Here is a 21105-nt window from a genome sequence, read left to right as displayed (position 1 = left end):
TTCTGCATGAAAAAGACCTACAAATCCTTTTTTCTGGTTCCGGCATTAACAGTTTTTTGTGCTTTGGGCTCCTTCATTTCTCAGGCCCAAACCGTGACGGATTATGAAGCGCGGATCAAAGAGAAAAATATTAAGCTGATCAAACCGGTTGCTCCTATCGCAAATTATGTAAAGGCGGTGCAGGTTGGTAATCTGGTGTATTTATCCGGCCACGGACCAGACAAACCGGAAGGTGGTCAAATGATCGGAAAAGTGGGAGCTGAATTAACGATCGAACAAGGCAAAGAAGCGGCGCGTTTGACTGGAATTTCACTGATTTCCACGTTGAAAGGTTTTCTGGGAGGCGATTTGAACAAAGTAAAAAGAATTGTCAAACTTCTGGGAATGGTTAATTCCACACCTGAATTCGACAAACATCCGATGGTTATTAACGGCTGTTCAGATCTTTTGGTTGAAATTTTTGGAGAAAACGGGAAGCATGCACGGTCGGCAGTTGGTATGGGTTCTCTTCCCGGCAATATCCCGGTTGAGATCGAAATGATTGTTGAGCTTAAATAAAATTTACTATTCTAAATCCTTAACCTTTTTGAATTAATCCACCCTAATCCGATTTCGATATTACCCTTAAAACATAAAGCTTTGAAAATAATGCCGCTGTTGTGGTAGACAGGAACTGAAAATATGCGGCGATTTTACAATGTAAGTGAATACATTCCTAAACCCATAAAAAATTCCTTTAATGATTTTTAATTCAAAAATAGCCGCAAGCTTTTTAGTTACCGCGGGGATTGGTCTCGTTAGCTTGTCCTCCTTTACCGGAAATGATCACCCGGTTCAGACGCACGGCCAGGACCGCTGGATCGCACCAGCTTGGGCAGACACATTAAAAAGCCCTTATCACGACGAGCCACTTACGCTGGCAAATGGGGAGGAACTTTTCGGGTTATACTGCGCTTCCTGCCATGGAGAAAGTGGTTATGGCGACGGAGCAGCAGGTGGCGCATTAGGGCAAAAACCTGCCAATTTTCACGATTCGTTGGTGAAGAAACAAAGTGACGGTGCATTATTCTGGAAACTTTCCAATGGAAATGGAAACATGCCTCCATTTCAGGATGTGTTCACTGCCGAGCAAAGATGGCAGCTTGTCGCTTACCTCAGAAAACTTTCTGCCACCGAATAACTCCCCTAACCAACCATGAAAAATTTACTAATATCTTTTCACGGGAAAAATCTTCTTGCAATTGGATTCCTGGCAATTCCGTATCTGTCAGTGTCACAGGGTGGCAGAGATCAGCCGACACTGACGCCCCACGCTTTACGCGATGACATAAAAGTTGAGCAATTCATGAAAGTTGAGCCGGAAGCGGTTCGACTGATCGTAAATCCGGTCAGCGGAGATATGTATTATTCCAGCTTTGAAGGTGATGTTTATCATATCGTTAACAAAGACGGCAAGCCTGCAAGTGTCAAAATCCTGACAGCTGCTGATCACGGCATTACGCGTTTGCAGGGAGCAGCTTTTCACAAAAACACACTTTTTCTGGCTGGGAATATTAATGTGAATAACAACAAAGGCAATAAGGGAAGGATGGTCCGTTATGAAATCCTTCCAAATGATGCAAAGCCGGAAGTGACTGTCATTTTTAATACCGTTGAATATGGTGCCAACAAAACTACTTTTGACCACGGGTGGAATGCTTTGGAAATCAGTCCGGATGGGAAATACATCATGGTCAATTCGGGAGCCCGCACAGATCATGGTGAAATCCAGGACAACGGAGGCATCTATCCAAATGCCCGTGACAACGCCTTGACAACGAAAATTTACAGTTTCCCGATTGACTCAAAAGATCTGTTGCTGGTTGATGATACCGAAAAGTTAAAAGAACTGGGCTATATCTATGCCGAAGGAATTCGTAATGCGTACGATATGGCTTACGATCAAAAGGGAAATCTTTTTGCCGTTTCCAATTCCGGCGACTACGATCATCCGGAAGATATGTTTTGGGTTCGTAAGGGTCGGCATTATGGTTTCCCCTGGGTAATGGGTGGAATTGACAATCCGCAGCAAAACCCGGACTGGCAGCCAAATCCGGAGACTGATCCATTTTTAAGTAAATTCGCTTTTGCATGGTTAATGAAATATTTCCACAATGACCCAACGTTTCCAAAACGTCCGGCAGGAATAACATTCACACCCGCAGTCCAAAACCTGGGACCTGATGCAAATGAATATCGTGACCGTAAAACCGGTGTAGTGATGGATGCCGATACAACTGGCGTAACCGTCGGAACTTTTAATGCACACTCCTCCCCGCTTGCGTTGGTTTTCGATACAAAAAAAGGTCTCTCGAAAGAATTTAAAGGCGATGGATTTGTGATTCGCTACGCTGGCGGGGGAAAAACAGGTGCTTCAAATCCCAATCCGTTAAAGCGACAAGGACGAGATTTGCTGCATCTGCATATGATTTATGATAAAAAAACAGATAATTATAAGGTTCAGACAACTCGTATAGTCGATAACTTTACCAGTCCTACCGACGCGGTGATCATCGGAAATTCCCTATATGTAATCGAATATGGCGGGAAACAAGGTGGTAATAAATCAGGCGGCAGTCTCTGGAAAATTACGCTACCAAATGACAACAAAATTGTAAGAAAGAAATAAATTCATATCAAATCCTTAACACAAATCTTAATTCCAAAAAGATGAAAACCGAAAGAAGATCAATCCTCAAAAAATTATTCGCATCAATTGCAGGCGTTGCAGGTATAGGAACAGTAGCTCAGGCAAAGGAAGACAGCGCTCCTGAAAAAGAGGCAGGAAATATCACCACATTGCAGGATGTGCCTTTATTTTCAGGCCATACTAAATTCAATAATATGGTTTTCGTGGCCGGTAAAGGCGCGCATTTTGAAGGTGATATCACTGCTCATACAAAACATGTTTTGGACGAACTTGAAAAGGAACTGATCGCTGCGGGCTCTTCGATGAGTAAGGTTTTGAAATGCAGCGTGTTTCTTCATGACCTAAATGATTACAAGGCTATGAATGAAGCATATAAAGGAAGATTTGGTGACAAGCCGCCGGTTCGCACAACCGTGGCGGTTTATGGTGGCGTACCTGGAAATTCCCTGGTCGAAATTGACTGTATTGCCTACATTTAATCGTACAAAACACAACCTAATCAATAGTCTGATCCTGCTGAATATCTGTCATTAAGACTATTCAGCAGGAATTTTATTTTTAAATCTTGCAATATAAACATTACGTTATATTGAATTTTTATAAACAAACAGTATTATATTCTGCTAAATAATAATTTTTACCTCATATATTTCTTATTTCCATTATTTGACTGTTAATTTACATCAATAACCCCGTACCTACTTGGAGAAAAAGCAACGCATCATTCTGGAAAATGAAATTCTTCTGGACCTCTGGCAGCAATCGAAAGCTGGAGACAGTGTTGCTTTTTGTCGTCTCGCCGACAAACTTTATCGCACGCTTTTCAATTATGCTACCAGCTTTACGGCTGATAAAGAGTATATCAAAGACGCAATTCAGGAATTGTTGATTCATATCTGGGAAAAGCGCCAGACAATCAATATTCAATTTGTTACCATTTATTTTCTAAAATCGCTTCGCAATCAGATTTTGCAGGAATTTCGCCGGAATAAAAATCCCTTTATCGATCTCGATGAAATTGACGAGATCACCGATAACCATACAATCGAAACCGAGATTGAGGAACACGAAACTTACTCAGAAAGTCAGCGTAGGGTAAGACTTGCCATTAATGAACTTCCAAAACGGCAGAAGGAAGCGATATTCCTTAAATTTTATGAAGGAATGGAAAATGAGCAGATTGCTGATCTGATGCAGGTTAACAGACAATCTGTTGCAAATTTATTGTTTAAGGCGATTACTACTTTAAAAAGCCAAATCCCCTTCCTAAGTCACTGGATTCTAATAATTTATACGCTTATATTTTAAAATACACTCCCCTTACCATTTTTACGAGTCCGTAGTTTATTCTCCGCTTTCAAAATAAATCAAAAAATAATTTTACAAAAAAGAGTATTGACCGATGATTTACGCATCCTTTATCTAAATACGCCAAAATACCGCCTGACCTACAATGCAAGATTACAGAAATTTACAACCTGAGGAGCTAGCTGTTGACCATTCTTTCCGACTTTGGAAGCTCTCTAAGGACCCGGATGCCGGCAATTTCTGGATAAATTGGCTGTCTCAAAATCCCGACAAACAAGATCTGATTGACAAAGCCAGCCATTTACTTGATAAAGTATTTGAAACTTTTGATGAAATATCTGACGAAGAGGTAACCAATGAAATTGATCGTTTGTCTGCCGTTTTGGAAAAAACAGAAGAAAAATACTCGTCTAGAAGATTAATATTCCGTCCGGAATGGTATCGCGCTGCTGCTTCGATCATCATGATCCTTGGATTAGGATGGTGGATGAGCAACAAATATTCTGCTTCGAAACAAAATAATCTTTTATACAACCAGATTATCAGCCAGATCAAAGAGCCGCTTTTGAAAGCGACAAATGACACGGACCGGCCAAAGCTGGTTTCTTTGGAAGACGGAAGTACTGTTCTTCTGCAACCAAAAAGCAGTATCAGTTATCCTCAGACTTTCAAAGGAGAAAAAAGAGAGGTTTTTCTTTCAGGAGAAGCATTTTTTGAAGTTGCCAAAAATCCGGATCAGCCATTTTATGTTTATGCAAATAATCTGGTTACGAAGGTCTTAGGTACAAGTTTTATCATCAGCGCCTTTGAGAATGATAAAGATGTGAAAGTGGCTGTAAAAACCGGAAAAGTATCTGTTTTCGCATTAACAGATGAAAATCTGGAAACACAACAGGCTGATAATAAATTGGGGGCTATGGTACTGACGCCGAATCAGCAGATTGTTTTTTCTACCGGAAATCTTCGGCTGACTAGAAGCCTTATCGCTGATCCTGAATTGCAGGATTTACCAATCCAAAAACAATCATTTGACTTCAAGGCCACACCTATAAAAGACGTTTTTGAGGCGCTCGAAAAGTCCTACGGTGTAAAAATTCTTTTTGACGCTGAAACTATGAAAGATTGTTACCTAACCGCCTCCTTATCCGACGAGCCGCTTTTTGAAAAAGTGGACCTGATCTGCCGGACGATCAACGCTCGTTATGAGCAACTTGACGCAAGTATTATAATTTACAGCAAAGGCTGTACTTACCAAAATGAAAAATCTGAATAAATGAACCTGATAGGTTCAAAGAAAATAAACCAAGGCAACACGAACAATACCGATTTCAGAAGTAAGATAATTTCCAGCGACCTATACTATTATGAACTCTAAATGAAGCCAAGCCTATGCGTACAATCTGCACCTGATTATCTCTAAAAAAACAAGTCGATGATGCGCCAACATCACCGACCCCAGTCATCCCATTTGTAAGCTCATTACACCTTCCGCATTGCTGCGGATACCAGGGAATCATTTTGCCGAATTTTTCAACCCGACAAAAACAAAATTATGTCAAAATCAGTACATTATCAACATGCTTTGCAGAAAATCATGCGTATGAGTCTGTATCAAGCCTTATTAGCAGTGCTCTTCACAACGCTGGTTCACGCGAACACCGTGAACGGACAGCGCGTGCTTGACCAAAAAGTAACCCTACGTTTATCCAATGCCGAAATTGATAAAGTGCTGGATAAAATTGAAAATGTGACGAAGGTTAAGTTCATGTACAACCCTCAGATATTTAACAATCAAAAAGGCACTTTCAAATTCCAGGACGAATCACTATCAGAAGTTCTCGGAAAAATTCTGTCACCATATAACGTAACTTATGAAGTAGTTCAGGACCGCATTATTTTAAAACGTGAGTCCAGTACTACTGAAACAAAACCTTCCACAAAAGACGCTCCCAAAAAGAATATCACCGGAACTGTAACGGACGAAACCGGCTCAGGACTTCCTGGCGTGAGTGTTTTGGTAAAAGGAACGCAACGCGGAACTTCTTCAAATGGAGAAGGGAAATATTCGATTGAAATATCTGATCAGGAACTGGCTACTGCGGTTCTTACTTTCAGTTTCGTAGGTTATACGTCTCAGGATGTTCCAGTTGGCAACAAAGCTGATGTTTCAGTACAACTTGTTCCGGAAGCAAAAGCATTAAACGAAGTTGTTGTAACGGCGCTTGGTATTTCCAAAGAGAAAAAAGCGCTTGCTTATGCAGTGACGGAAGTAAAAGGAAGCGAGTTCACCCAAGCACGTGAAAACAACGTTGCAAATGCATTGACAGGTAAAATTGCCGGTGTTAATGCAACTGGTATGTCAACCGGTCCGGGTGGATCAAGCCGTATTATTATTCGTGGAAATGGTTCTTTAAGTGGAAATAACCAGCCATTGTACGTGATTAATGGTATGCCGATGGACAACAGCGTGCCCGGTGGCGGAAATGCATCCGATGGGAATGGTAACAACACTGACCGCGGTGATGGTATCGGTGGTATTAACCCGGATGACATTGAATCAATCAGCGTTTTGAAAGGCGGGCCGGCAGCAGCTTTGTACGGTGCACGTGCTTCAAACGGTGTTATTTTGATCACTACAAAAAAAGGTCGCGCACAAAAGGGAATCGGTGTTGAATTCAACAGCAACGTTTCAACAGAAAGTCTTTCAATCATTCCTGACTGGCAATATGAGTTCGGACAGGGTGTTGATGGTGTAAAACCTGCTACGCAGACAATCGCAAAAAGTACCGGCCGTTTGTCATATGGTGCAAGAATGGATGGAACTCCTGTGATCCAGTTTGATGGCCAGATGCGTCCGTATTCTCCACAAAAAGACAACCTTAAAAACTTTTACAGAACGGGAACAAACTATATCAATTCCCTTTCTTTCACAGGAGGAAACGAAACAGTGAATTTCCGTTTCGGGTTGAACAATACCAGCTCAAACAGCATAGTTCCCAATTCATCTTTCAACAGAAGAATCGCTAACCTGAACGTCAATGCGTTTTTAGGAAAAAAACTGAGCATCGAAACGGTGGTTCAATACAATATTGAAAATGGCCATAACCGCCCAAAAGTAGGTTATGCAGATTACAACCCGCACTGGGCAACTTATTTGATCGCCAATACGGTAGACATCAGAAATCTTGCTCCCGGATACGATGCTACAACGGGTAAGGAAGTTGAATGGAACCCGGTTCCGGCTGCGCCAAACCCTTATATGGTTATCAATAAGTTCAAAAACGAGGATAGAAAAAACCGCTTTCTTGGTCAGGCGAATATCAAATATGACATTCTTGACAACTTATTCGTTAAGGCGAGCGTAAGCCAGGATTACTACAACTTCAATTATGAATTTGTGGTACCGACAAACAATGCTTACCAGCCGCTGGGTGTTTACGAAGCGAAGAAAATTACTTCTTCTGAGACAAACGGAATGGTAACGCTGAATTACAATAAGGACTTTTTTGAAAATTTAAGTTTCTCAGCATTGGCAGGCGGTAATATGCAGCGAAGCATCTACGACCAGACTGCATTTAATGGAACAGAATTTACGATACCAAATTTTTATAGTTTCACCAACCTTGCCACATCAGTAACTACGCCAACTTATTCAAAAAGTGGTATTAATTCGTTGTTTGGATCGGTTGATTTAGGTTACAAAGAACTTGCCTATATCACCATGTCTGGTCGTCAGGACTGGTTTTCTGTACTTAACAAATCAAGCAACAGCATTTTTTATCCTGCGATTGGCGGAACTCTTATTCTATCCGAGGCATTCAAATTGCCTTCCGCAGTAAGTTTTGCAAAATTACGAGGTTCCTGGGCTCAGGTGGGTGGAGCGAACGTTTCTGCTTACCAGATTTACCAGAGTTATGCGATGGCACAAGGCGGACACAATGGCCGCGCAGTTCAGCAGCTTGGATCTTCGCTGGTACCAAATCCTGATTTAAGACCTTTGACTTCGACTACTTACGAAGCCGGTATTGAAGCGCGTTTTCTTAACAACCGTTTGGGATTGGACGTAACGCTTTATAACCGCAAAACAACAAATGACATCGTTCAGAGCTCAATTGCAGCTTCTTCCGGCTATACTTCCGCACTTTTGAACGTGGGTGAGTTGAGCAATAAAGGGGTAGAACTTTTAATCACCGGAACGCCGTTGAAAAAGGCAAATTTCACCTGGGATGTTAGCTATAACTTTGCTTATAACGACAGCAAAATCGTAAAACTAGCCGACGGACTTCCTAGTCTTGCTATCGGCGACGGTGTTGGCGGAGGTCGTATCAATAACGTGGTAGGTGGCTCATACGGTGAAGTCTGGGGTTATAAAAAACTTACTGACGCGAGTGGAAATGTTGTTTACAACACAGCCAGCGGGTATGCTGTCAGAGGAAATCTGGAAAAACTTGGAAGAGGTATCCCTCCGGTTACGATGGGTATAACAAACACATTCCGATACAAAAATTTCTCTTTGAATATTCTTGTAGATGGTAAGTTTGGAAGTATCGTTTACTCCAACATGTACCAGTATGCCTACCGATTTGGTTTGCCAAAAGAAACACTTCCTGGTCGCGAGACTGGTTTGACAGTAACAGGCGTAACACCTGAAGGAGCGCCATTCTCTAAAACCTGGGAGAAAAAAGACATCGATACTTACTATGATAATGACAAGAATTATACATCGATGTTCACATTCAACAACGATTTCATAAAACTTCGTCAGGTCATTTTGAGTTATAATCTCCCCGTAAATAAAATGTCATTCCTGAAATTACAGTCTGCATCAGTTTCTCTGGTTGGACGTAATGTACTGCTTCTATATAAAGATAAGAAAAACAATTACTTCGATCCCGAATCCAGTTATTCAAACGGAAACGCACAGGGACTTGAAGCATTTGGTGTGCCGAGAACAAGAAGCCTGGGTGTGAACCTGACAGTGAAATTTTAATCATTAAAATATTTTAGTGAATATGAAAAAGTTCTTAAGATTATTATATCTGGCTCCGATGGCCCTTTTCTTCACTGCCTGTGACAACGGGTTTGAAGAAATGAACGTAAATCCGAATGCATCCACCGCAGTTGTTCCTGGTTTCCTTTTTACCAGAACGCAATTAGCGACCGTAAGCAATAATTTTACAGGTGCGGCATACCTAACCATTGGAGGTTCGATGCAACATTTCGCAACTTACAAAGAAGTTCCAGCCGCTGGGGATAAGTATTTCAACTATTCCTACTCCACCGCAAGCTGGGGATTGTATGGCGGAACAGACATGACAACGCAAGGTGCCGTTATCGACATTGAGCAAGTAATTGCATCGGTAAATACCCTGCCTGCTGATGTGAACAAACTTTCTGTTGCCCGTATATGGAAGGCCTATATGTATCACAGACTGACGGATTTGTACGGAGACGTTCCTTATAGCGAAGCTGGGAAGGCGCTTACGGAGAAAAACTACACGCCCAAGTACGACGAGCAGTCGGCGATTTATGCAGATATGTTGAAGGAACTGGAACAGGCGATTGCAGCTTTCGATCCGGCTCAGGCAACGTTCGGTACTTCGGATTTGATTTATGGCGGTGATATTACCAAGTGGAAAAAATTTGGTTATTCGCTGATGTTGCGCTTGGGAATGCGCCTGACGCAGGTTGATGCAGCATTGGCTAAAACCTGGGTTCAGAAAGCGATTGCAGGTGGGGTTATTATTAGCGATGAAGATATTGCAACAATTGCTTATGTAGATGGGTCAGTAACGGCAAGCAGAAACTTTATTTCAAGCGGTTTGATGAGCACGGATTACGTTACGCCGGGCGGCGATAACGTTGAAGGCGGGAAACTGGCAAAAACGCTGATCGACTATCTTAAAACAACCAAAGATCCACGTCTGAATGTAATTTCAGTTGTTTGGGTGAAACCAACTGCAACATCTGCGTACGTGGCAGATACAGCGACAGCACTGCAAAAAGGTATGCCGAATGCTGCGTTCAACTCTCTGCCTGCTGATTTTGATTCATATTCTGAACCAAATCCAAATACAATTTTGAAATATAACGCGCCTCTATTGGTTTTTACAGCTGCTGAAACACACTTGCTATTGGCAGAAGCAGCGGTCAGAGGTTGGTATACTGCAACATCGGCGGAGGCTGAATACAAAAGTGCAGTTACCTCAGGTATGAAACACTGGGCATTGTTTGGAAGTCCGGGTATCATTTCCGACGCTAGAATCAATGCATACATTGCAGCAAATCCTTATAAAACTTCGGGAAGCGTTGAAGAGCAATTCGAGCAGATCGGTACCCAAAAATGGGTTGCGCTGTTTCTTGAAGATGAATATGAAATTTTTTCAAACTGGAGAAGGACAGGATATCCTAAACTGACACCAACCAATTACCCTGGAAACCTTACCGGCGGAAAAATTCCCACACGGTTTGTAGTTCCGGATTCAGAAGAAAGTTACAATAAAGATAATTTCCTGGAATCAAGAACAAGACAAGGCGGTACGAACACACTTTCAAGCGTTGTCTGGTGGGATAAATAATTTCAGCAAAACTTATTTTTTCAATTGATAACAGCCGTATGAAAACAGATCGCAGATCAATCCTCAAAAAATTATTTGCCTCAGTAGCGGGAAACTTACTCGTAGAAATCGACTGTATCGCTTGTATTTAGTCAAAAATAAATATCACTGAGATTGACGTATCCGGTCGCTCAGTGATATTTTTTATTTTTGACTATTTTGTCTCTCAATTTTGAAAGCAATACCATCCAAATAATTAAATACTAAGCGAGTTACAGTAATAATCAACTATTCCTAAATCCTTAATAATGAAAAAAATCATTTTATCAATTTGCTTATATGCTGCCAGTTGCAGCATTTACGCAAATGCTCAAAAATACACGATCGTCATAAAAGGCGGCCATGTGATTGACCCGAAAAACAACATCAATGGCATTATGGATGTTGCATTGAATGGGGATACGGTAAAAAGTGTAGCCAAAAACATTGATCCAAAACTTGCCTTACAGGTTGTAGATGCCAAAGGAATGTATGTAACTCCGGGCCTGATCGATATGCACTCGCATAACTTTTACGGAACAAAAATGGACCAGACTTACAGCAACGGCCCTAACGCTTTGGCACCTGACGGATTTACTTTTCGTACCGGTGTGACAACCGTTGTGGATGCCGGATGCGCAGGCTGGAAATCATTTCCTGACTTCAAAAAACAAACCATAGATATTTCTAAAACCCGTGTTTTATCTTTTCTGAATATTGTAGGAGAAGGTATGCGCGGCGGGACTTATGAGCAGAATATTGCTGATATGGATCCGGTAAATACAGCAAGAGTTGCAAAAGAAAATCCAGACTATATCGTCGGTGTTAAATTGGCTCATTATAACGGCCACGACTGGACACCAACCGACAAAGCTGTGGAAGCCGGCAAACTGGCCAATATTCCGGTTATGATCGATTTTGGCGGAAGTACACCTGTACTTTCCATCGAAGAATTGTTCATGCAGCATCTTCGTCCAGGCGATATTTTCACGCATTGTTTTGGTCAGTTATCAAGTCGCGAGCCGATTTTGGATGTAAAAACCGGGAAGATTAAGCCATTCGTTTACGACGCCCGTAAAAAAGGAATTCTGTTTGATGTAGGTTATGGCGGAATCAGTTTCGCTTTTTCTCAGGCCATTCCTGCGGTTAAAAGTGGATTTTATCCAAACACGATCAGTACCGATATTCATACTGGAAGCATGAACGCCGCCATGAAAGATATGCTGAATGTGATGTCAAAATTCCTGGCTATGGGTATGGACCTGCAAAGCGTGATCAAAGCAAGTACATGGGCTCCGGCGCAGGCGATTCACAGAGAAAAACTTGGAAGTTTGACTGTTGGTGGACTTGCTGATATAGCAGTTTTACGGGTACTGAAAGGAAATTTCAGTATGAACGACACCGGCGTTTTTGGCTTTTTTGATTATACCGGAACAAAAATAACCGGAAAGGAAAAGCTGGAATGCGAGCTTACCATACGCGCCGGAAAGGTTGTATATGACTTGAACGGGATCACTTCACCGATGGTAGTCACCAAGAGAAATTAGACAGATTTTAGTAAATCAGCAGGTTGACAGGCTTTTTAAAATTAGATAATTTACCGTTAAAAACGACAGGCAAATAATCTAAATCTGGCATGTCAGCCCCCAGTAAAATTTTAATAAAAATTCAATGAAATTTAAATACATCGTTGCCGCAGCGCTTTTATTTAGCCTTAGTTTTTCCCGCCAGTCTCAGGCACAAACAATTTCCAAAGAAGAACTTATTTTCCTGACATCGGAATGGAAAGGTGAAAGATTCCCCGATGGTCGGCCAAAGGTTTCTGATGATCTTATACGTCGTGCCAAAGAAATTGCCATTGAAGAAGCCTGGGTTGTACTTCAAAATGAAGGATACAATTGTCAGTTTGATGGAAACTGGAAAATGATTCATGATGATGTTCCTGTTGCTGGCCGTGCACTTACGGCCCAGTTTATGCCCTCACGGCCAGATATTGAGAAAAGTATTAAGGAACGTGGTGCTAAAAATGGCCGCATTGGAAATACCAATTCCTGGCCAATCGACCAACTTTCGAAGGGCGATGTTTATGTGGCTGACGGGTTTGGAAAAATTGCACAAGGAACGTTGATCGGTGACAATCTTGGCAACTCCATTTTTGCAAAAACCGGTAACGGTGTCATCTTCGACGCATCATCCCGCGACCTGGAAGGACTGTCAAAAATAGAGGGTTTCAACGCTTTTGTGCGGGATTGGGATCCTTCTTATCTGAAAGATGTGGTATTAACCGGGTTGAATACGCCCATACGTATCGGTCGCGCGATCGTGCTTCCAGGAGATCTGGTTTTAGCTAAAAGAGAGGGAGTTATTTTTATTCCTGCACATTTAGCAGAAAAAGTGGTTATGACAGCTGAATTTATTGCCTTAAGAGATAAGTTCGGAATTTTGATGCTGAAAGAGGGAAAATATACCCCCGGACAGATCGATAGCCAATGGTCGGATAAACTGAAAGAAGACTTCCTGAAATGGCTTGACAAAAATCCGAATGAAATTCCGATGAAGCGTTCTGATCTGGACGAATACATGAAAAAAAGAACCTGGTAATACCAAAGGAAGAAATCATGAAGTAAGTATTTTCTGTTTTCTTCCTTAAAATGCGCCGATTTTAAAATTGCATAATTAATATATTTTTATGAACATTTATAAGCTTCTGTCTGGTGTTGCTGTTTTGTGTCTGGTCGTTGCACTTTATTTTGCCGTATCAGGAAGTCTTGACCAGGCCGGTCCGTTTTTCATCATATTTTTTCTGGCTCTGGCAATCAGTTTCAGAGGTTCGGAATCGCTTAAAGGATTTACTTATACTACTATTATTTTCGCGGCGGTAAGCACTGCATTATATTATCCTCAATATTTTCAGGAATTTAATGGTTTCAAGTTTGCCATACTAATCACGCCACTCATTCAGATCATCATGTTTGGTATGGGGACTTCAATGAGTTTCGATGATTTTGTAGGTGTTGTTAAAATGCCGAGAGGGGTTTTTATCGGGGTTGTAAGTCACTTCATCATTATGCCGCTTCTTGGGTTTACACTTGCAAGCGTCAGTGGTTTTCCTGCTGAAATTGCCGCGGGTATTATCCTGATCGGATGTTCACCAAATGGTATGGCTTCCAATGTTATTTCATATCTGGCAAAGGCAAATCTCGCACTTTCGATCACGATTACAGCTGTTTCAACAATGCTCGCTCCGTTAATGACACCGATGTTGATGAAACTTTATGCCGGGGCGTTTATTCAGATTGATATGCTGCACATGATGTGGGATATTGTAAAAATGGTGATCATCCCGATCGGCGCGGGATTAATTTTCAATAAATTATTCAGTGGAAAAGCAAAATGGCTGGACGACGCGATGCCCTTGGTTTCTATGTCGGGAATTGCCTTTATTATTGTGATCATCACCGCTGCGGGAAGGGATAGTCTCTTAACAATTGGACCGGCATTGATCGGCTTGGTTTTGATCCACAATCTTTTGGGATATACTCTCGGCTATTTTTCGGGCAAATTATTTAAAATGAATGAACGCGACTGCCGTACGATTGCAATCGAGGTGGGTATGCAAAATGGTGGTCTGGCATCAGGAATCGCAAAGGAAATGGGTAAAATGGCGACTGTGGGTCTGGCACCGGCTGTCTTTGGCCCGTTGATGAACATTACCGGTTCAATCCTGGCTTCATATTGGCATAGAAAACCTACGGGTGATGAGGAAACTTATGTGGAAACTGGACGAGCTCATTGATTAATACGACGCCCTTTTTAGCCCTGAAAGGGCGTCATAATTTAGGATAGGGCAACGCCCTATTGGAATGGCGGAATGGCGGAATGGCGGAATGGGCGATTGGCGGAATGATCGAATGGATTTGAGGTCGGAATTCGCGATTTTGAATTGTGAATTTGGAATTCGAAATACGCAATTGTAGAATGCCCACATCCCGGATCAATCGGGCGGTGCCCGATTCTAAGATATTACGCCCTTTCAGGGCTCATTCAATTAATCTTCTTTCAGGATCAATTGCATAAAAACCAAATCTAGCCATTGATCAAATTTATAACCTACCTCTCTCAAATACCCTTTTTCAACAAATCCATATTTTTCGTGAAATTTAATACTGCCACGATTTGTTGCATCAATCCCTGCAATCATCGTATGCAAACCTGATTCTTTTGCGCGCTGTATCAAACTTCCCAATAACCTGCCTCCTACCCCTATTCCACGCGATTTGTCATTCAGATAAATCGAATGTTCGACGCTGAATTTGTAACCAATTTTTGGACGGAAAATATTGTAAGAACCATAACCGATCACCTCCTTTTCAAATTCAGCCACGATCACCGGCATACCATCCTCTATCATTTTATTAAACCAGCCAGTCTGTTCTTCCAAAGTTCTGATCTCATAATCATAAATGGCAGTGGTTTCTAAAATAGCTTGATTAACAATTTCCAATATGGCCGGCAAGTCCTTCGGAGCAGCATTTCTGATAATAAGATCCATTAAAAGCAGATTCTTTTTGAGGTGTTAATATGACAAATTCAAAGTTACCTCATAATTAACAAAACTTTCACAGTTTCACAATCTTCAAAAATCAGGATTTAAATATTATTTTTTTGAAACTCCAATTTTTCCAATAGCTTTACGGAAACTTTAGGGGTGTCCCGTATGCGGACTGAGATAATACCCTTTGAACCTGATGCAGTTAGTACTGCCGATAGGGAAAAGTAAGAGATACTGCTATTGTATCTTAATGAATCTTTCGCAAGGTCCATTCCTGAAGTTTTTCTCATAAAACGTTATTCAGAATGGAAATCAGCATTAATCAACAACGTACAGAAATTCCCGAACATTTTTCGGTTGAAGAACTTTTGTCCTTTTTGTTCGCAGATTCCAGAAAAGGAATTGCCATCGCGATCAACCAGGCCATCATACCAAAAAGGGAATGGCCAGTCCATATCCTAAATCCCGAAGATAAAATCACCCTGATCAAAGCCACTCAAGGCGGATAAAGAATCCCCCGGACTATCCCTTTCCAGAATATTTCTATAATCCATACAGCTAACAGCCAACCGCTAATAGCCAAAAGCCACTACTTATGAAAATTGAAAAAACACCAAATACAGAAGTAATTACCCGCACTCCTTTTCCAAAATCGACAAAGATCTATGTCAAAGGACAGTTGCATGATATATCCGTAGCGATGCGCGAAATTGCGCTGACTGATACCAAAGTGCATGGGAAAGCGGGTTTGACTGAAAAAAATCCGTCGGTTACCGTGTATGATACCAGCGGTCCATTCACTGACCCAAATATTGAAATTGACGTAAAAAAAGGACTGGAACCGCTGCGAACTTCCTGGATTATGAACCGCGGTGATGTAGAGCAGCTGGATTCTATTTCTTCTGAATATGGAACAAAAAGAAAAAATGACAGCAGTCTGGATTCGCTGAGATTTGCGCATATCAGCAAACCGCTCCGTGCCAAGGCCGGGCAAAACGTTTCTCAACTGCATTATGCTAAAAAAGGCATTATCACTGCTGAAATGGAATATATCGCCATTCGGGAAAACCAGCGGATTGAGGAACAGATCAACGAAATGAACGGCAAATCCAACACACTTTGTCATCAACACGCCGGACATAGTTTTGGAGCAAACACGCCTAAAAAATTCATCACGCCGGAATTTGTGCGTTCCGAAGTTGCTGCCGGACGGGCAGTAATTCCGGTCAACATCAACCATCCGGAAAGTGAGCCGATGATCATTGGCCGGAATTTCCTCGTCAAAATCAATGCCAATATTGGTAATTCCGCTGTTTCGTCAAGTATTGAAGAAGAAGTGGAAAAGGCCGTTTGGGCTTGTCGCTGGGGTGCCGATACGATCATGGATCTTTCAACCGGAAAGAATATTCATGAAACACGTGAGTGGATTATCCGTAATTCTCCCGTCCCGATTGGTACCGTTCCCATTTATCAGGCATTGGAAAAAGTAAACGGAAAAGCCGAAGATCTGACCTGGGAATTATTCAGGGATACGTTGATTGAACAAGCCGAGCAAGGTGTGGATTATTTCACAATCCATGCGGGAGTTTTGTTGAGATATATTCCATTAACGGCCAAACGCCTCACTGGAATTGTTTCCCGCGGCGGATCGATTATGGCAAAATGGTGTCTGGCGCACCACAAGGAAAATTTCCTTTACACGCATTTTGAAGAAATCTGCGAGATCATGAAAGCCTATGATGTAGCCTTTTCGTTGGGCGACGGATTACGTCCGGGATGTATTGCAGATGCCAATGACGCAGCGCAATTTTCGGAACTGGAAACATTGGGCGAACTGACAAAAATTGCCTGGAAACATGATGTGCAAACCATCATCGAAGGTCCCGGTCACGTGCCGATGCATTTGATTAAGGAGAATATGGAAAAACAATTGGAGCATTGTCAGGAAGCTCCTTTTTATACATTAGGGCCATTAACAACTGATATCGCTCCTGGTTATGACCATATTACCTCAGCCATCGGCGCGGCCATGATCGGCTGGTTTGGAACGGCGATGCTTTGTTATGTTACACCGAAAGAGCATTTGGGGTTGCCGAACAAAAAGGATGTAAAAGATGGTGTGATCACCTACAAAATTGCTGCCCACGCTGCCGATCTGGCAAAAGGACATCCGGGTGCACAATACCGTGACAATGCATTAAGCAAAGCGCGCTTTGAATTTCGCTGGGAAGATCAGTTTAATCTTTCGCTCGATCCGGATACTGCAAAAGAATTTCACGATGAAACATTACCAGCTGAAGGTGCAAAAATCGCTCACTTCTGCTCCATGTGCGGACCAAATTTCTGCTCTATGAAAATTACGCAGGATGTTCGTGATTATGCCGAAGAAAATGGCTTGATGGAGGAAGTTGTTCTGGAACAAGGTATGCAAGAAAAAGCGAGAGAATTCGCGAACAAAGGCAGTGAAATTTATTTATAATGAAACTATTAGCCATATCCAATCCTAAATTTTTCCCTGACGAGGCTGAAAAAATAAACAGTCTTTTCAGGGAAGGATTGGTGTGTTTACATATCAGAAAACCGGAAAGCGAAGAAGACGATTTCAGAGATTTGCTAAGTAAAATTAATCCTGAATTTCGTGATAGAATTTCAATTCACCAGTATCATAAGCTGGCGGGGGAATTCGGGATTAAAAGACTTCATTTTCCTGAAAAGAAAAGAAAACGGAGTTCGAAGGAAAGTCTGAAAAAACTACTGTCAGATGATTTTCTACTAAGTACTTCGATCCATGATTTATCTGAAATAAGTAATCTGTCGGAGCATTTCAGCTATACATTTTTCGGGCCGGTATTTGACAGTATTTCAAAATCAGGTTATAAGGGTGTTCTGAGTGATGATTTTTTTATTGAACCGGAAGTCAAGAAAATACCAATTATTGGATTGGGCGGAGTTAACATTCAAAATCTTGAAAAAATAGGAAAGATGAATTTTGACGGTGCCGCTGTTTTGGGAACGTTGTGGGAGAAGCCGGAAAATGCAATTTCGAGTTTTAGGGAATTATGGGAGGTGGTGGATTTTATTAATCAACATGAAATATAAAAATTACCACGAATAATAATTAACCATATAAACAAACACACCGGCATCACACCAACATCACGCCACCACCGGGCGATGCCCGGTGCTAAAATATGTAAGCCCGTTGGGCTTTGGAGTGCCCCGAACATTTGGACAACCGTTATTAAAATATGGCACAAATTTTCGACATGCCCACGACCCTAACGGGGTCGCATATCCTAGCCCGGGGTTTATACCCTGGGGTATTGGGATCGGACGAGATAAATCCATGAAACAAAAACAAATTAAATGATCGACAAACTACAATTCATATCAAACCAAACGAAAGATTTATCACACCTCGACAGCATCCAGATCGCGCTCGATGCAGGTTGCCGTTGGATACAGCTCCGGGTAAAAAATCAGTCTTTTGAAGATGTGTTAAAACTGGCAGAAAAAGTCAAAACCGTTTGTGATAATTACCAGGCAAAACTCATCATCAACGACTTCCCGTTTATTGCCAGAGAAGTTGGTGCCTATGGTTTGCATCTTGGTTTAAATGACATGCCGATTTCCTCAGCCAGAAAAATTGTAGGCAACGAAATGGTCATTGGAGGAACGGCCAATACGCTCGAAAATATTTTGGATAGAATAAAAGAAAGCGCAGATTACGTTGGCCTGGGCCCTTTCCGGTTTACATCAACCAAACAAAATCTGAGTCCCATTTTAGGTTTGGGAGGCTATCGGAACATATCAGAGTCGCTTAAAAAATTGAAACATTCCATTCCAGTTATTGCAATCGGCGGTATTGGACAGGAAGATATTTCACAAATTCTGGAAACAGGTATGTATGGCGTTGCGGTTTCAGGGTCTATTCTCAACGCAGAAAATCCTAAAAATCTGGTTTACAAAATCAATAAAGTATTATGTTAAAAATAGCTGATAAAGAATTTTCCTCCCGCCTGTTTACCGGCACCGGAAAATTCAACTCGTCAAAATTAATGGAAGAAGCTTTGGTGGCATCCGGCTCCGAACTTGTAACGGTTGCTTTGCGAAGGGTGAATATGGGTGATCAGGATGATAATATTCTTTTACATTTAAACCATCCAAAAATTAATTTACTCCCAAACACTTCCGGTGTTAGAACGGCAAAAGAAGCAGTTTTTGCGGCGCAATTAGCAAGAGAAGCTTTGGAAACAAACTGGCTCAAACTGGAAATTCATCCGGACCCTAAATACCTGATCCCCGATCCGATTGAAACCCTACTGGCAACCGAAGAACTGGCAAAACTTGGTTTTGTAATCCTTCCTTACATTCACGCAGATCCGGTTTTATGCAAACGTCTGGAAAATGCAGGAGCTTCCGCAGTGATGCCGCTAGGCTCGCCAATCGGGAGCAATAAAGGTTTAAAAACCATCGATTTTCTGGAAATCATTATTGAACAAAGTAATGTTCCCGTGATTGTTGATGCCGGTATTGGCTCACCTTCTGATGCCGCAAAGGCCATGGAAATCGGTGCAGATGCTGTTCTGGTAAACACTGCCATTGCAGTTGCAGGAAATCCGGTTCAGATGGCAATTGCTTTCAAAATGGCTGTTGAAGCCGGAAGAATGGCTTATCACGCACGCTTAGCCAAACAAGGAAATTACGCCATTGCCAGCAGTCCGTTAACCGCTTTTTTAGATGAATAGTTTTAAAGATTTATTTGAATCACACAGCTGGGATGACGTTAAGGAAAGTATTTATTCCAAAACTAAAAATGATGTGGAAAATGCCTTGCATACTTCCCGGAGAACTTTGGAAGATTTCAAAGCCCTTATTTCTCCTGCCGCCGTAGCTTACCTCGAACCTATGGCGCAGATAAGCCAGAAGTTAACTCAAAAACGTTTTGGAAAAACAATTCAATTATATATCCCATTGTATCTTTCCAATGAATGCACCAATATCTGCACCTATTGCGGGTTTAGTCTGGACAATAAAGTGCGCCGAAAAACGCTTTCGGATGAGGAGATACTTCGCGAAGTAGCTGTGATTAAAAACCTTGGTTACGACCATGTTTTGCTGGTTACCGGAGAGGCAAACCAAACCGTCCATGTCGAATATTTCCAACGGGTACTGAAATTAATCCGTCCGTTTTTCTCCCAGGTTTCGATGGAGGTGCAGCCACTGGATACCGAAGAATACACAGCATTGATTCCATTGGGCCTGACTTCCGTTTTAATTTATCAGGAAACTTACCACAAAGAAGATTACAAAAAGCATCATCCCAAAGGAAAAAAATCTAACTTTAATTACCGTTTGGAAACGCCGGACAGATTAGGTCGTGCCGGCATTCATAAAATGGGTTTAGGCGTTTTAATTGGACTTGAAGATTGGCGTACGGACAGTTTTTTTACAGCCTTACATGTGAATTATCTGGAAAAAACATATTGGCAAACGCGGTACAGTCTGTCATTTCCAAGACTTCGCCCCTTTTCCGGTGGACTTGAACCAAAAGTAGAAATGAATGACCGCGAACTGGTGCAACTCATTTGTGCCTATCGTTTGTTTAATGAAGAGGTTGAGATTTCTTTGTCAACACGAGAATCTGAAAAATTCAGAGATCATTGCGTGCAGCTTGGGATAACTTCCATCAGCGCAGGTTCCAAAACCAACCCGGGAGGATATGCTGTCGAACCCGAATCTTTGGAACAGTTTGAGATTTCAGACGAACGAAGTCCGGAAGTCATTGCGGAGATGATCAGATCAAAGGGATATGAGCCTGTCTGGAAGGATTGGGACAAGGTAATTTGTTAGGTGGCACAGAGAACCACAGAACGGACGCGCGGTTAAAAAGAGGTACACAGAGTTTTTTATAATATATCCCTGTGGCCCTCCATTTTTCTCCGTGTAACTCTGTGTAA

At 41.8% G+C, this 21105-nt stretch carries 18 protein-coding genes and 1 riboswitch; of the genes, 17 read left to right on the top strand and 1 reads right to left on the bottom strand.

Annotated features, from left to right (window positions below):
• Positions 1–6: 6 nt before the first annotated feature.
• The 11 genes from L0657_RS13225 (at position 7) to L0657_RS13175 (ending at position 14389) form a co-directional block, all read left to right on the top strand.
• Positions 7–558, top strand: a complete 552-nt coding sequence (locus tag L0657_RS13225; protein WP_235151270.1) for a RidA family protein — start codon at positions 7–9, stop codon at positions 556–558.
• Between the two features lie 181 nt (positions 559–739).
• Complete coding sequence (locus L0657_RS13220) at positions 740–1180, top strand: cytochrome c (protein WP_235151269.1); 441 nt, start codon at positions 740–742, stop codon at positions 1178–1180.
• 15 nt (positions 1181–1195) lie between these two features.
• Positions 1196–2668 (top strand): sorbosone dehydrogenase family protein, encoded by a 1473-nt coding sequence (locus tag L0657_RS13215; RefSeq protein WP_235151268.1) that lies wholly within the window; start codon positions 1196–1198, stop codon positions 2666–2668.
• Between the two features lie 41 nt (positions 2669–2709).
• A complete protein-coding gene (locus tag L0657_RS13210) occupies positions 2710–3168 on the top strand; it encodes a RidA family protein (protein ID WP_235151267.1) in 459 nt (152 codons plus the stop codon).
• A 223-nt stretch (positions 3169–3391) separates the two neighbouring features.
• Positions 3392–3997 carry an RNA polymerase sigma factor gene (locus L0657_RS13205; RefSeq protein WP_235151266.1) on the top strand — a complete coding sequence of 202 codons (606 nt, stop codon included), beginning with the start codon at positions 3392–3394 and terminating at the stop codon, positions 3995–3997.
• Positions 3998–4142: 145 nt separating this feature from the next.
• Positions 4143–5270, top strand: a complete 1128-nt coding sequence (locus tag L0657_RS13200) for a FecR family protein (RefSeq protein WP_235151265.1) — start codon at positions 4143–4145, stop codon at positions 5268–5270.
• A 279-nt stretch (positions 5271–5549) separates the two neighbouring features.
• Positions 5550–8987, top strand: coding sequence for a SusC/RagA family TonB-linked outer membrane protein (locus L0657_RS13195; protein WP_235151264.1), 3438 nt, complete (start codon positions 5550–5552; stop codon positions 8985–8987).
• A gap of 22 nt (positions 8988–9009) precedes the next feature.
• A complete protein-coding gene (locus L0657_RS13190; RefSeq protein WP_235151263.1) occupies positions 9010–10575 on the top strand; it encodes a SusD/RagB family nutrient-binding outer membrane lipoprotein in 1566 nt (521 codons plus the stop codon).
• A 287-nt stretch (positions 10576–10862) separates the two neighbouring features.
• Positions 10863–12140: an amidohydrolase/deacetylase family metallohydrolase gene (locus L0657_RS13185; RefSeq protein WP_235151262.1), complete on the top strand. Its 1278-nt coding sequence runs from the start codon at positions 10863–10865 to the stop codon at positions 12138–12140.
• A gap of 124 nt (positions 12141–12264) precedes the next feature.
• A complete protein-coding gene (locus L0657_RS13180; RefSeq protein WP_235151261.1) occupies positions 12265–13194 on the top strand; it encodes an RraA family protein in 930 nt (309 codons plus the stop codon).
• Between the two features lie 88 nt (positions 13195–13282).
• Positions 13283–14389 (top strand): bile acid:sodium symporter family protein, encoded by a 1107-nt coding sequence (locus L0657_RS13175; RefSeq protein ID WP_235151260.1) that lies wholly within the window; start codon positions 13283–13285, stop codon positions 14387–14389.
• A 252-nt stretch (positions 14390–14641) separates the two neighbouring features.
• On the opposite strand, the gene L0657_RS13170 is transcribed toward L0657_RS13175, so the two are convergent.
• A complete protein-coding gene (locus L0657_RS13170) occupies positions 14642–15145 on the bottom strand; it encodes a GNAT family N-acetyltransferase (protein ID WP_235151259.1) in 504 nt (167 codons plus the stop codon).
• Positions 15146–15287: 142 nt separating this feature from the next.
• A riboswitch (TPP riboswitch) is annotated at positions 15288–15383 on the top strand.
• 67 nt (positions 15384–15450) lie between these two features.
• On the opposite strand from L0657_RS13170, the gene thiS reads away from it, so the two are divergent.
• The 6 genes from thiS to thiH all read left to right on the top strand — a co-directional run bounded on the left by thiS (position 15451) and on the right by thiH (position 20998).
• Positions 15451–15654, top strand: coding sequence for a sulfur carrier protein ThiS (thiS, locus tag L0657_RS13165; RefSeq protein WP_235151258.1), 204 nt, complete (start codon positions 15451–15453; stop codon positions 15652–15654).
• An 86-nt stretch (positions 15655–15740) separates the two neighbouring features.
• Positions 15741–17624, top strand: a complete 1884-nt coding sequence (gene thiC, locus L0657_RS13160) for a phosphomethylpyrimidine synthase ThiC (protein WP_235151257.1) — start codon at positions 15741–15743, stop codon at positions 17622–17624.
• Positions 17624–18244, top strand: coding sequence for a thiamine phosphate synthase (locus L0657_RS13155; RefSeq protein WP_235151256.1), 621 nt, complete (start codon positions 17624–17626; stop codon positions 18242–18244). The genes thiC and L0657_RS13155 overlap by 1 nt, the downstream gene beginning before the upstream one ends.
• Before the next feature lie 267 nt (positions 18245–18511).
• Positions 18512–19135 carry a thiamine phosphate synthase gene (locus L0657_RS13150; RefSeq protein ID WP_235151255.1) on the top strand — a complete coding sequence of 208 codons (624 nt, stop codon included), beginning with the start codon at positions 18512–18514 and terminating at the stop codon, positions 19133–19135.
• Positions 19129–19893, top strand: coding sequence for a thiazole synthase (locus L0657_RS13145; protein WP_235151254.1), 765 nt, complete (start codon positions 19129–19131; stop codon positions 19891–19893). The genes L0657_RS13150 and L0657_RS13145 overlap by 7 nt, the downstream gene beginning before the upstream one ends.
• Complete coding sequence (gene thiH / locus L0657_RS13140; RefSeq protein WP_235151253.1) at positions 19886–20998, top strand: 2-iminoacetate synthase ThiH; 1113 nt, start codon at positions 19886–19888, stop codon at positions 20996–20998. The genes L0657_RS13145 and thiH overlap by 8 nt, the downstream gene beginning before the upstream one ends.
• The last annotated feature ends 107 nt before the right edge of the window (positions 20999–21105 follow it).

The sequence above is a fragment of the Dyadobacter sp. CY345 genome, from assembly GCF_021502725.1.
Lineage (GTDB): Bacteria > Bacteroidota > Bacteroidia > Cytophagales > Spirosomataceae > Dyadobacter.
This window is presented reverse-complemented; position numbering and strand designations above follow the sequence as displayed.

Bases quoted from the DNA above. Each gene is read 5' to 3' on its own strand.
- L0657_RS13225 (WP_235151270.1), top strand. From the start codon at position 7: ATGAAAAAGACCTACAAATCCTTTTTTCTGGTTCCGGCATTAACAGTT.
- L0657_RS13220 (WP_235151269.1), top strand. From the start codon at position 740: ATGATTTTTAATTCAAAAATAGCCGCAAGCTTTTTAGTTACCGCGGGG.
- L0657_RS13215 (WP_235151268.1), top strand. From the start codon at position 1,196: ATGAAAAATTTACTAATATCTTTTCACGGGAAAAATCTTCTTGCAATT.
- L0657_RS13210 (WP_235151267.1), top strand. From the start codon at position 2,710: ATGAAAACCGAAAGAAGATCAATCCTCAAAAAATTATTCGCATCAATT.
- L0657_RS13200 (WP_235151265.1), top strand. From the start codon at position 4,143: ATGCAAGATTACAGAAATTTACAACCTGAGGAGCTAGCTGTTGACCAT.
- L0657_RS13195 (WP_235151264.1), top strand. From the start codon at position 5,550: ATGTCAAAATCAGTACATTATCAACATGCTTTGCAGAAAATCATGCGT.
- L0657_RS13190 (WP_235151263.1), top strand. From the start codon at position 9,010: ATGAAAAAGTTCTTAAGATTATTATATCTGGCTCCGATGGCCCTTTTC.
- L0657_RS13185 (WP_235151262.1), top strand. From the start codon at position 10,863: ATGAAAAAAATCATTTTATCAATTTGCTTATATGCTGCCAGTTGCAGC.
- L0657_RS13180 (WP_235151261.1), top strand. From the start codon at position 12,265: ATGAAATTTAAATACATCGTTGCCGCAGCGCTTTTATTTAGCCTTAGT.
- L0657_RS13175 (WP_235151260.1), top strand. From the start codon at position 13,283: ATGAACATTTATAAGCTTCTGTCTGGTGTTGCTGTTTTGTGTCTGGTC.
- L0657_RS13170 (WP_235151259.1), bottom strand. From the start codon at position 15,145: ATGGATCTTATTATCAGAAATGCTGCTCCGAAGGACTTGCCGGCCATA.
- thiS (WP_235151258.1), top strand. From the start codon at position 15,451: ATGGAAATCAGCATTAATCAACAACGTACAGAAATTCCCGAACATTTT.
- thiC (WP_235151257.1), top strand. From the start codon at position 15,741: ATGAAAATTGAAAAAACACCAAATACAGAAGTAATTACCCGCACTCCT.
- L0657_RS13155 (WP_235151256.1), top strand. From the start codon at position 17,624: ATGAAACTATTAGCCATATCCAATCCTAAATTTTTCCCTGACGAGGCT.
- L0657_RS13150 (WP_235151255.1), top strand. From the start codon at position 18,512: ATGATCGACAAACTACAATTCATATCAAACCAAACGAAAGATTTATCA.
- L0657_RS13145 (WP_235151254.1), top strand. From the start codon at position 19,129: ATGTTAAAAATAGCTGATAAAGAATTTTCCTCCCGCCTGTTTACCGGC.
- thiH (WP_235151253.1), top strand. From the start codon at position 19,886: ATGAATAGTTTTAAAGATTTATTTGAATCACACAGCTGGGATGACGTT.